Origin of the sequence: Paenibacillus sp. ACRRX (assembly GCF_022346885.1) — a bacterium.
Taxonomy (GTDB): Bacteria; Bacillota; Bacilli; order Paenibacillales; family Paenibacillaceae; genus Paenibacillus_B.
In genome coordinates this window covers 513865-526312 of sequence record NZ_JAKRNK010000003.1, presented here as the reverse complement: position 1 = coordinate 526312, position 12448 = coordinate 513865, and the positions used below count along the sequence as shown (strand labels likewise).

Here is a 12448-nt window from a genome sequence, read left to right as displayed (position 1 = left end):
TGATAAGAGTGATCTCCCGTATGACTATTTCATCGATTAAGGTTAAATGAAAGAAGAAATTTTTTGGTTAGGAGGGAGTCAGGTGAAGCCAGATTATATAAATTTAAGTTTTGCTGATTGTATGGGTATTAACTTGAAAGCAGAAGTGGAAAGACAGTTATCTGAGGACTTAAAGTGTTATGGGATGATCCAAGATGAATATAAGTTTGATTGGTCTGATTGTTGTATAGAAGGGCATAGAACCAAATACTTAGATGGTGCAGTTGAGAACTTCTCTAGTATTATGGTGTTTAATGCCGACGATGAATTGATTGCCGATGGGTGGATGGAATTTATACATGAAGATGATGTGTTTATTGCGTATTGGGAATTTCTCGAGAGATATGAGATAGACCAAGAAATAAGATTAAAAAATGAATGTGGAATACCTCTGCAGATCTACGAACAAATACCCGACCAATTCAAAAAAAAATACAAAGAACATGTACTATAACGTGTTCTATTTAATAAGCCACTCCAATGTCAGGAGTGGCTTTATATATTGTGGTCGAACCGTACTTTGTGCTTAGATACATTGCGGAGAAACGTATCATAAGTAGGGCGAAAAATTTTCGCCGGAGATGGAACAACTGGACGCAGCCGAAACCTTTGCTGCTTCCCCGTCTCCCGAATTTCCATCTACACCTGTGCCAGCCACTGTGCTGATGATGTAGGGCATAAGCCTTTCCTCCAGACAGTTCAGGTAGCAGTGTCATTATCAACAGAACAACCAGAACACAAGCCATAAGCTGTGTTACCTTTTTACGCATTCTTTTTTCTCCTTCATAGGGTACTTCTCCGATAAAATTCATTCTTGCTTCAAACAATCCCTCTACTATTTCATCCAGATGGGCCAATAGAACGTGCTTTTCCTTATGATTGACACAGATAAAGTAAAGGCGGTAAAGTTATCCTATTCTAGCCATGTTATTGGAGGATCATTTCATGAAAAAACTAAGTTCTGATTTTGAATATTTAAAAGATATGTATATAGATGGATACTTCCCTAATTTTCTTGTGGATAAAGTCAAAGCTGAACTAGTTAAAGTTGTTGAATTTTTGGAACAAGGTAATCAAGATATCGAGGAAATTCAATCAAAGCTTAATTCCGCCATCAATGCAATCAATGATCTTGCAGAAGAGTTTGACGAAAATGACAGCGAAATTGAAACAGTTGGCAGAGAATCAATTGCACAAACTGTTGAAGATATTTTAGCCTTTTTTGGTATCGAAATAGATACAGAAGTAGCCATTCGTGAACGTGATTGGTAGTTTGTTAGGGAAATATATTTTTATTTCATCATCATTATACGCCAACATATCCCTTTATATAGGTGAAGAGCATATGGGAACATGGAGTGCTGAGGTTTTTGGTAATGACACCTCGTGTGAGATCAAGGAATATTTCTATGAGCAGTACAATCGGGGTTCCGAAGTTACTCAAATTGTAAGTATGTACACCCAATGCTTACTATCTACAGTTGGCATTGGAGTTCAATACAATCTTGCTTATTCTCAGTTCGTCATCTCTATTAAATAGGCATTGCTACACTGGAAGCAAAATGAAGGCCTATACAGTGAAAAAGTTCCTAAGGAAACGATTACTAGATTAAATAGCTTTTTGTCCTCAACAAGTAGCTGTATATATTAGTAACTTAAGATATAAAGGGGGATTTATTATGAATATTATTGTTGCGGAACATTGGAATCTTGAAAAGCATGAACTGCCCGGCGTTAATAGTATCATCTTTCCAAATGGCACTGTAACAATCTTAAGTTGTTACAGCGTATATAACCCCAACACAAATGAAAGTAAATTTTATTGCTCTCCCTTGTGTGACACAACCATTGAAAGCATATCAAAGTATAATGTTGAATGTTGGACGATCGTTGATGAATGGGTCAGTATTGATTATCAAGACGGGAAAATCTGTGGCGGTGATGGTCAAATGGGAAATGAAGGATTTATTGCTTGTACGGATGCTGAAGACCGTTTGGTATGGGGAATATTTTTTGAAAATTCAAACCCTATAAAAAGTTTAGAAATTAAAGATAAAATCCTAATCGCTATTAATGAGCATACCGAATTGCAAATTGAAATTAACTTAGAAAACCTCACCCAAATTAAAATGACTGCCATAAAACCCAATAACGAGCCAACTAATTGATGAAACAAATACCAAGCACGAAATTTCCTAATATAGAGTACTCACCTGGCTCCTGCCATTTTCTCGATACATGGATCGATTCGATCCGCGATTTGGACTGGGCTTATCCCTCTTTTGTGGAAAACTACATGGCGTAGGAGAAAGCGTACGAGCTAGCTCCCCGGGCCTTAAAAGAGTTTACTCAAAATTATTGACATGCCCCCTTTAAAACTTGCCGCTTCTACCAGCGCGGTGAACCGTATCACAAGTAACATCGTTCCGGACAGTTCACTCAATTAACCAGGATGACATTGCGGGGTATATCTGAGGACTCGAAGGATTCGCGGGTTCTTGATGTTGCCGTAAAGTATGGACTCTCATCACAAGAGGCGTTTACACTAGCGTTCATAAAGCTATTCAGTTCACCCCTGCAGCCTCCCCAAAAGCTTCCCGACCTATTCCGTTGACTATTCGTCAGGAGCTAACAAGGAACTTTAACCCCCCAAGGGATGGGAATATAAATGGATTGAAGTTGGGTGTAAACAGTGTTACTCTAACAACGGTAAACTCAAACTCTATGCTCTACAATACATTCAATAATAGTCACAAATTTAGTTATAAAGAAAGGTAGTACTATGATAAAAGTTGAAAACTTATCCTTCTCATTTCCACAAAAAGAACTATACACAAACATTTCATTTACGTTAGAAGAGGCACAGCATTGCGCTTTTATAGGAACAAGTGGCAGTGGTAAAAGTACACTGATCGATATACTGATGGATCCAGAAAAATATTTGTTCGAGGGCAAGTTAGAGATAGATCCAACCTGCACAATTGGGTATGTAAGTCAGTTCTCCCAACTAGACAGAACGAAAGAAACAACCGTTTTTGAATATATTGGGGAAGAATTTATTCAAATACAAAATGAAATACAATCTCTTTGTACTGAAATGGAAACATCATCAGATATTGAGCCGTTACTCGAAAAGTACCAATTAGCTTTAGACGCGTTTAATGCAATCGGTGGCGATAATTTTGAAAGCAACATTAATAAAAAACTAAATCTAGCAAACCTCATGAAGCTAAAAGATGTTAGGGTATCCGAGCTGAGTGGTGGAGAATTCAAGCTTATTCAAGTGATGAAGGAGATGCTTAGTAGTCCCGACTTGATGATTATGGATGAGCCCGATGTATTTTTAGATTTTGAAAACCTAAATGCGCTTAAAAATCTTATTAATTCCCACAAAGGCATACTGCTAGTTGTTACCCACAACCGATATCTATTGAATCATTGTTTCAACAAAATTATTCACCTTGAAAACATGGAGATCCAAGAGTTTGATGGGCGATATATGGAGTATAACTTCTCATTACTACAGACAAAGATTGAATTGCAAGAAATCGCAGTCGCTGAACAAGAAGAAATTGAGAGATACGATAACATTATTGATAATCTTAGAGCTATTGCAACTATTAATTCAGAAGCATCTAGAGGGAGAGCGTTAAAAGCTCGAGTTAGATTTCAAGAGAGATTGGAAGCGCGTAGAATTAAAGCGCCATTTGTTGATATTAAGCAACCGAATATTCGTTTTGATATTGATCATGAGATGGAAGACACCATTGTTGTAAATGTCAGTAATTATAGTGTTGCGTTTGATGAGCTGCTATTAGAAAATGTTAGCTTTGAGATAAAATCTACGGATAAAGTAGCCATTATCGGTCCAAACGGTACCGGAAAAACGACTTTACTCCGAGATATCTTTAACAATAAGCATGATTCCATTGAAATAAATGCGGATGCTAAAGTGACTTATCTATCTCAGCTTCAAGGCGAAGTGTTAAAGGATTCTAATACCATACTAGAGGAATTCATTGATGCTGGGTTTAGCACTTATGATGAGGTTAGATCGTATATATCACACTATGGCTTTGAAGGAGAAATCGTTAATCAGAAGATAGCATCTTTATCTGGTGGAGAGAAAAATATACTCCAATTGGCTAAAGTTTCTGTTAGTAAGGCAAACGTATTGCTTCTTGACGAACCTACAAGCCATTTAGACACCTATACACAAATCGCGTTGGAAAAAGCCATTGAGGATTATAAAGGTGCGATTCTCATGATATCTCATGATTTCTATTCTGTTGTAAATGGTATGGATTATGTTTTAATCATTGACGATAAGACGATTAGAAAAATGAGCATGCGAAAATTTAGACAGATGATATATGCTAGACATTTTGATAAAGACTATTTAGAAGCGGAACAAAACAAAAAAGCAGTTGAAATGAAAATAGAATTGGCTTTAAAAGATACTAATTTTGAACTTGCAAAAGTATTGGTTGATGAGCTAGAAGAGCTGATTAAGTTGCTTTAAATTACGATCCTCTGATCTGCCCCCAAAATTCGCTCTTTAGATGTTATGGAGAGCTGTATCATAAGTAGGGCAAGTTTTTTGCGGAATTCCTTGCGGGGCATGGATTTGTATAAATGTGTGAAGGTTTCGGGGCTATGATAGAACTGGACGATGTAGCCTTTGTGGCACAAGCTGAAAGTGCTCCCCGATTCCTCGCTCACTTCAGCCCTCAGTTGTTTAAAGTAGTCCTTGACCGGGAGGACAAGCGCCGAAGGAAGTACTTCCGAACAACGCAAAGTGACAATGTCATGCTTCGTATTAACGATTCTCATTTTTACATACCTCCTGAATAAGAAAATAACCCCTAGATGAAAAAGGGTCTTAGCTCTAGGTCACGAATATGATATGTGTATCTAAATACATGGGGGTGGACATGTGAGGAAAATAAAGGTTTATCATTACGATGCATTCAGCAGTATTCCCAATTTGGGAAATCCAGCGGGAGTAGTATTGGATGGTGAAACTTTAACCGAAGAACAAATGAGGGAAATTGCAGAAAAAGTAGGTTTTAATGAAACAGCTTTTCCTCTTAAATCCGATAAGGCAGATGTAAGAATTCGTTTTTTTACTCCTGGCCATGAAATAAATCTTTGTGGCCACGCAACAATGGCCACTATCTACGCTTTAAAAACAAAGGGATTACTGGGTCATCATACTGATCTTAGGATTGAAACAAAAGCAGGTGTTTTGCCGATTCGAATTACTTCAAACGACGGACTTCACATTACCATGAAGCAAGCTGTTCCCCAGTTTCAAGAATTTAAAGGCTCTCTTAAAGATCTGGCTTACTCAATGGGCATTGAAGAGAGTGATATTGAGTCAAAATTGCCAACATTGTACGGAAGCACAGGTATATGGACGTTGTTGATCCCAATAAGAACCCTTGCCGCATTCAAACGAATGCAGCCCAACAATCAACTTTTCCCAAATGTGCTGAAGGAAATGCCTAAAGCATCTATCCATCCGTTTTGTATTGAAACCTATGATCCCCATGCACATATGCACGCACGTCATTTTTCCTCTCCGTTTTCTGGCACCATCGAGGACCCAGTAACTGGTACAGCGTCTGGGGTGATGGGCGCTTACTACGCTAGATACATAAACAAACACGCTCCTTCATTAGATCTTCTCATCGAGCAGGGGCACGAGATCGGAAGGGACGGCAAGATTCGAGTGTCCGTGACCGATAACGGGAATGGGATAGAGGTTACGGGTAATGCAGTTTATGTAAATGAGTTTGATGTTTTAATTTAATCATGGACTTAGCGGAGAGCCGTATCACCAGTAGGGCGTAATTTTTCGGATTCGGATCTCCCGCAACGTGCTTGGAAAACGGCTTGTCGGGTAAGGTTTTGGGGAAAGACAAAGGGCGAGGACCGGTGGTTATATGCCACCAATCCTCGCCCTTTTATCATGATCTGGATGACGCTTTTGCGCCCCTTTCAGGCTGCACAAAGTGCGTTTCATCGCATTCGATAATGCCGTTGAGTTAACGATACATTGACCTCATCAAAGCAATAATTTGTATGGAAAAAGTATTTTATTTACAGGAATTTGCATTATGAATGCCGAAATCCTAATATACATCATTCAGATTGCATCGGATATCAAAGTAAATCAGGAAAGGAGCGTAATTTCGACCTTCGACCTTATTACAGCAGAAGTAACAATAAGCAGACATTCTTTCGCGTATTTTGAATAACATAATGGTTGGTGCAGCAGCCGTATGATATGAATACGTCCCCAGTCCCCTCATGCGATGCCAGTTAAAGGCGCTGTACGATGTTGTACAAACGAAAGGCTAAGGAATGCTTTTGCGGGAGAGCTCGCAGTATCAAAAGCGTTAATCATTAGGGAGTGAGAAAGGGGCACAATTCTTGGAAGAGTTAGGTATTATCCGAAGCAAGAAAAGGAATATAGCGAGGTTAAGAGGTTACTTAATGGTGGTAGCTCTTCTCGTTTCGTTAATGGCATTCGGATCTTCGTCATTTGCTGGCGGAGATAAAGGGGGCGATAGCCAAAAGGTCGTGACTTATAATACGAACGGCGGCTCAACGATTCCCCCTGAATTTGTGTCGCCCGGAGATACAGTATATTTTCAACAAACTCCGGTGAAGGAGTGCTACAGCTTCAAAGGCTGGTTCTACGACAGTGCGCTAACGCGAGCCTACCTTGCGTCAGACCCAATTAATAGTAGCCTAACGCTGTATGCGAAATGGGTGGCCTCGAGTGCAGACGCGAAGTGTGGCGCAGCTATATTGACATTGACCTCGACGATCGGTACGGTAAGCGTCGGCGGGACGGTAAATGAGACGATCCTTGTCGGGAGTGACGTCAAGCTAGCCGCGTTGAAGGCCGCGATCACGCCGTCAGCGAATGCATCGTTCGAGATCTACAATGCAGACGGAATAACAAAAGCGACGACGCTAGCGACGGGCATGAAGATCATCGTGACCTCGCAAACCGGTACCAATAAGGTGACGTACACGATAACGGTGAGTTCTCCGAATTTAGCGTTAAATAAACCCGCGAAAGCGGACAGTACGTGCAACACCTCAGAGACGGCGGCCAAAGCCGTAGACGGCAGCGTAACCAATAACGGCAAATGGTGCTCTTTATCCGGCAACCGTTGGCTGCAGATCGATCTCGGCTCCATTGAGCAAGTGAACCAATTTGTCATCAAGCACGCAGCGGAAGGCGGAGAGCCAGCCTTCTATAACACGAAGGCGTATAATATCCAGGTCAGCACAGATGGTGCGAACTGGGAAACGGCAGTCAACGTAACCGATAATAAAAATAGTGCGACGGTAGACAATATCACTGCATTATCAGCAAGGTATATCAAGTTGAACGTTACGACGCCTACGCAAACCACAGATCATGTAGCAAGAATCTACGAGTTTCAGGTATTCGGCCCCCCCAATTTGGCATTAAATAAACCCGCGACAGTTGACAGTACATGTAATACTTCGCAAACCGCGGCCAAAGCCGTGGACGGATTAGTTGCCAATGATAGCAAATGGTGCTCCAAATCCAGTAACCGTTGGCTGCAGATCGATCTGGGCTCCGTGAAGCAAGTGAAACAATTCGTCATCAAGCACGCATCGGAAGGCGGAGAGACGGCCTCCTACAACACGAGGGCTTATAATATCCAGGTTAGCACGGATGGTCTGAAGTGGAATAAGGTCGTAAACGTAACCAATAACCTAAGCGGCATTTCGTTAGATACAATAACTACTGAGCCGGCTCGATACATCAAGTTGAACGTTACGGTGCCTACGCAAACCACCAACCTTGCAGCAAGAATCTATGCGTTCGAGGTATACGGCCCTCCAAATGTGGCATTAAATAAACCCGCAACGGTTGACAGTACGTGCAACGCCTCGCAAACTGCGTTCAAAGCCGTGGACGGTAGCGTAACCAATGACAGCAAATGGTGCTCCAAATCCAGTAACCGTTGGCTGCAGATCGATCTCGGTTCCGTGCAGCAAGTAAACGAATTTGTCATCAAGCACGCATCGGAAGGTGGAGAGACCGCCTCGTACAACACCAAGGCTTACAATATCCAGATCAGCACTGATGGTACGAACTGGAACACGGTGGTCGACATACTCAACAATACGAGCGGTATTACCGTAGATAAGATAACTGAAGTAACGGCACGATATATTAAGCTGAACGTAACGACGCCTACACAGACCACAAACCCCGCAGCAAGGATTTATGAGTTTGAGGCTTACGGCCCTAATTTTACGACATAACCCTTGCGGCTGATAGAATAGTAAAGATGTATTGCCTCTGAGACTTTAAGTCTCAGGGGCTTTTTGATTTTCACAGGGAGGAACTTTCATAAATCTCAATTTTCTGTAATGTTTTTTTATTTCCTTATGTTATTCATTTTGAACTTGTCGTTTTATGCCGTTTGTTGTGACATTCCGTAGTATACTTTTATCACAACGAACTAAAGGAGTACATAATGCTTGATTCTAATCCTAATGGGCTGGCACATTGCACAGAAATAAAAGATTTAGCCAAATCATTATTTCAAAAATCAACGATACATCTTGATCGTGCGGCGCTCTTATTGATTACGGATGGTCAAACCACTCTATCCATTAATGGGCACAAAGAGCATATTGTATTTGGGCATTTAATTGCCCTTGAAAGTGGTGCGGTGATCCAACTTACCAATACAAACCGTCTTGATTTTTCAGGCTATTTAATTAGCTTTGAGCTGTATGATACAGAAATGAAATCAACCTATAATTGGTCTATCGATACAACGAATGGTTACTACATGCAACGAGTGCCTGAAACGGTCATCGCAGATATTCGCATGTCGTTCGCTAAAAACACAGACCATCTCCATATCACCATTAAACAATTTATTTTATACAGCTTGCTGAAAGAATTACAACAAGAGCGATCAACAGATGAATACACACTTGAGCAAAGAATTGAACATACTGCTATTTATATGCAAAAAAAATATAACCAAATGATGACAAGGGATGAACTAGCAGCTATCGCTGGATATAGCCCTTGGTATTATTCGAGAAAGTTCATTGCGTTATATGATAAAACACCGATAGCTTATTTAATTCGTTATCGTATTTTCCGCGCACAAGAAATGCTATTAACAACAGATGATTTATCACAAAATATTGCAAAAAAAGTTGGCTTTGATGATGTGCAAAACTTTAGTCGACAGTTTAAACGCATTGTTGGTCGCCCACCTAAGCAATTCAAAAAGGCCGTTGGTGAGTATCGTGTTTGCTTTCTCTCACCTGCACATGCAGAAATTGCGATTGCATTAGGTGTTGTACCTAGTTGTGTTACTGTGACGAGCTCCCTAACGCCAAAGTATCAAAAGATTCTTTTTCATGAAGTAGGTACAACCATTTTAGAAATGCCCCAATATGTGATTCAACAAGACATCATTGTACAACAACAGCCGGATTTAATTATCGGTGTCGACTTAACGGATGAGACAAAACAACACTTCCAAACAATCGCCCCTGTTATCACGGGGCTACCTTATGATTTAAACTCACTAATTCGTTATTTTGGTGAATTGTTTAATAAAGAGAATGAAGCTGCACAAATCATTCACGAACTTACGACAGATGTAGATGTTCTAAAAAATAATATACAACAACATATTGCAAAGGATGCTACTGTACTTTACTTACGTGTGGAGGAGTTGGGCTATCGCTATGTTGGTGAATCTTCTAGTGACTCGGCTATCCTTTTATATCAGGAACTTGGCTTACAAATGCCTGAAATATTGCGCGTAAATGAAAATAGTTTCAACATATGTTCTCTACAACAATTAGTGGCAGCAAATCCTACTTATTTGTTTATTGAAAAACGCATAATGGATTATTATACTGCTGACATTAGCTTAGCTGATTTACAAAAAAGTGAGCAGTGGGCAAATTTAGATGCTGTGAAAAATAAGCGTGTTTTTAATGTGGATACGGGTTTATGGATTAACAATTGTAGTGTGTTTGGCAAAAGGAAAATTATGCAGCAGATTGAACAATCGATAATAGATCGTGTTTGCCCTAAAACACAATAATCCAATTTTTAAGGCACTTTACGCTATAGTAGGCGCCTTCATTACCTGTTATTATTTGATAGTGATAATCATTATCAAATAATAAGGAGCTATATTCAATGAAAAAAACGATGCAATATATATGTTTTGTATTAATTGCTTTAACATTAGTTGCTTGCTCAAGCACTAACAAAGGAAGCGAAAATGAGGCAAAGGATAAAGAAGTAAAAAGCGAGCCTACAACGCGTATTGTAAAAGATGCCTATGGTGATGTCACTATACCTACTGAACCTAAAAATATGTTAGTCCTTCGTTCTAACTATGCTGAAAACTTAATTGAAATCGGTGTAACGCCTCAAATGGTGACAGTCATTGAAGAGATTGAACCTGAGTATCGCCCGAAATTATTTAAGGACAACAATGTTAAAATAATTCCGACTGTGCAATATGAGGATAATTTAGAAGTTATTCTTGAAGCAGCACCAGATGTCATTATTGCTGAAGGCGCAGCTATCGATGCTAAAAAATACGAGGCTTTAAGTAAAATTGCCCCTACTGTTGCTGTTGAAGCAGGTGTAGCAATAGATGAATATGTTCCTGTGCTTGGTAAACTGTTCAATAAAGAGAAAGAAGCTGAACTTGCTCTCAAGAAGTTTAACGAAAAAATAGAAGACACCAAAAAGAAACTACACAATGCTATAGGTGACGAAAAAATTCTCGTATTACGTGTAGAACAAAAACAATATCGTGTGCTAGGCACTGAAAAGGGCAGCCCTGGCAGTGACATGCTGTACACAAAACTTGGACTAAATATTCCTACTAAGTTAAAAGATAATAAGGATTGGTTCACGCCCATTTCCTTAGAAGTTTTACCAGAGATTGAAGCAGACCATATTTTTGTCGAACAACGTACAATGCAAAATTATAGTAGTGAACAATCCATGAAAGATTTAGAGAATAGCACAATGTGGAAAGAAATGGCTGCTGTGAAAGCAGGTAATGTGTACCCATTAAAAACAGCAGATTACGTTGTAGGTGAAGGTTTGATTGGCTCTCCACTATTCCTTGATTATTTAGTTGAAAAGTTGGTGCGTTAAATGGAACAAGAAATCTATGATGTCATTATTATCGGTGGCGGCCCAGCTGGTATGTATGCTGCCTTTTACAGTGGCATGCGTGAAATGAAAACAAAAATGATCGAAGTTAAACATGAATTAGGTGGGTTTATGCGCACCTATCCTGAGAAATTAGTTTGGGATGTCGGTGGCATTGAGCCTGTTCGCTGTGAAGATATTATTCACTCCTTAATCAAGCAAGCTATGACATTTAATCCAACAATCGTATTTGGTCAAGAGGTTGTTGGCATGGATAAACGCGAGGATGGCATTTTCGTCTTAACAGCTAAAACAGGCGAGAAACATTATACGAAAACAATTATTTTAGCTACAGGACGCGGTATTACACGCATTCAGAAATTAACGGTTGAAGGCGCTGACCGTTATGAATTAAACAACCTTCACTATACGGTAACGAACATAAATAAGTTTAAAGATAAACGTGTACTCATTTCTGGTGGGGGCGACTCAGCTGTAGATTGGGCTATTGAAATGGCTCCTATCGCCCAAGAAGTGTACGTTGTTCATAGACGAGATGACTTTAGTGCCTTTGAATCGTCTGTAACGCGCATGAAGTCAATCGCAACAACCTTTGTGCCTTACACGGTTTCGCGTTTACATGGCAATGGTAATAAAATTGAACATGTCACATTACAGCATGTTGATTCAAATGATACGACAAAAATTGAAGTAGACGAAGTGCTTGTCAATCACGGGTTTGAACGAAACTTTGGTGGCGCCATTATGGACTGGGGCTTAGCCTCTGAAGAATGGGGCATTTCTGTTACACCAAAAATGTGCACAAGCATGCCAGGCATCTTTGGCGCAGGCGATATTGTAACGAACGAAGGGAAAGTAAGACTGATTGCAGGCGCATTCAACGATGCTGTTCTCGCTGTGAATAGCGCCAAATTATACATGGACCCTACAGAATCAAAAATGGCGGGCGTTTCTTCTCACAATGACATCTTCGCTGAAAAAAATGATGCGATACAACAAAAGAATAAAGCTGTAACTACACATAAGTGATAGGTTAATACCTTCCCTGTTAGATAAACAAATCATCTGTTTATCTAATGGGTTTTTTTATTGAAGGTCTATAAGGATTTATTATTGCTTTTAATTTTGCCAGAGTAACATTTCCGCTTCGCCTGCAATATGATGAGTCTAGAA

General features: G+C 39.9%; 10 protein-coding genes. 9 read left to right on the top strand and 1 reads right to left on the bottom strand.

All coding sequences use genetic code 11. The annotated features are described in order from the left end of the window. Positions 1-82 precede the first annotated feature (82 nt). From MH117_RS13015 to MH117_RS13000, 4 genes are all read left to right on the top strand, one after another. Positions 83-493: a hypothetical protein gene (locus MH117_RS13015; RefSeq protein WP_239329143.1), complete on the top strand. Its 411-nt coding sequence runs from the start codon at positions 83-85 to the stop codon at positions 491-493. 491 nt (positions 494-984) lie between these two features. Continuing rightward, positions 985-1311 carry a DUF5713 family protein gene (locus MH117_RS13010; RefSeq protein ID WP_028543670.1) on the top strand — a complete coding sequence of 109 codons (327 nt, stop codon included), beginning with the start codon at positions 985-987 and terminating at the stop codon, positions 1309-1311. 407 nt (positions 1312-1718) lie between these two features. Beyond that, the gene (locus MH117_RS13005) at positions 1719-2207 is read left to right on the top strand and encodes a hypothetical protein (RefSeq protein ID WP_239329142.1); all 489 of its coding nucleotides are present in this window, start codon (positions 1719-1721) and stop codon (positions 2205-2207) included. Between the two features lie 614 nt (positions 2208-2821). Then, complete coding sequence (locus MH117_RS13000; protein WP_239329141.1) at positions 2822-4561, top strand: ABC-F family ATP-binding cassette domain-containing protein; 1740 nt, start codon at positions 2822-2824, stop codon at positions 4559-4561. Here MH117_RS13000 and MH117_RS12995 read toward each other — a convergent pair. Beyond that, positions 4558-4872 carry a hypothetical protein gene (locus MH117_RS12995; RefSeq protein ID WP_239329140.1) on the bottom strand — a complete coding sequence of 105 codons (315 nt, stop codon included), beginning with the start codon at positions 4870-4872 and terminating at the stop codon, positions 4558-4560. The two genes, MH117_RS13000 and MH117_RS12995, sit on opposite strands and share 4 nt — an antisense overlap. Before the next feature lie 103 nt (positions 4873-4975). On the opposite strand from MH117_RS12995, the gene MH117_RS12990 reads away from it, so the two are divergent. The 5 genes from MH117_RS12990 to MH117_RS12970 all read left to right on the top strand — a co-directional run bounded on the left by MH117_RS12990 (position 4976) and on the right by MH117_RS12970 (position 12304). Beyond that, entirely contained in the window at positions 4976-5854 is an 879-nt protein-coding gene (locus MH117_RS12990) for a PhzF family phenazine biosynthesis isomerase (RefSeq protein WP_239329139.1), read from the top strand. A gap of 686 nt (positions 5855-6540) precedes the next feature. Beyond that, complete coding sequence (locus MH117_RS12985) at positions 6541-8361, top strand: discoidin domain-containing protein (RefSeq protein WP_239329138.1); 1821 nt, start codon at positions 6541-6543, stop codon at positions 8359-8361. A 215-nt stretch (positions 8362-8576) separates the two neighbouring features. Beyond that, positions 8577-10181 (top strand): AraC family transcriptional regulator, encoded by a 1605-nt coding sequence (locus MH117_RS12980; protein ID WP_239329137.1) that lies wholly within the window; start codon positions 8577-8579, stop codon positions 10179-10181. Positions 10182-10279: 98 nt separating this feature from the next. After that, positions 10280-11257 carry an ABC transporter substrate-binding protein gene (locus MH117_RS12975; RefSeq protein WP_239329136.1) on the top strand — a complete coding sequence of 326 codons (978 nt, stop codon included), beginning with the start codon at positions 10280-10282 and terminating at the stop codon, positions 11255-11257. Then, positions 11258-12304: an NAD(P)/FAD-dependent oxidoreductase gene (locus MH117_RS12970; RefSeq protein WP_239329135.1), complete on the top strand. Its 1047-nt coding sequence runs from the start codon at positions 11258-11260 to the stop codon at positions 12302-12304. It abuts the gene before it with no gap. Positions 12305-12448: the final 144 nt, after the last annotated feature.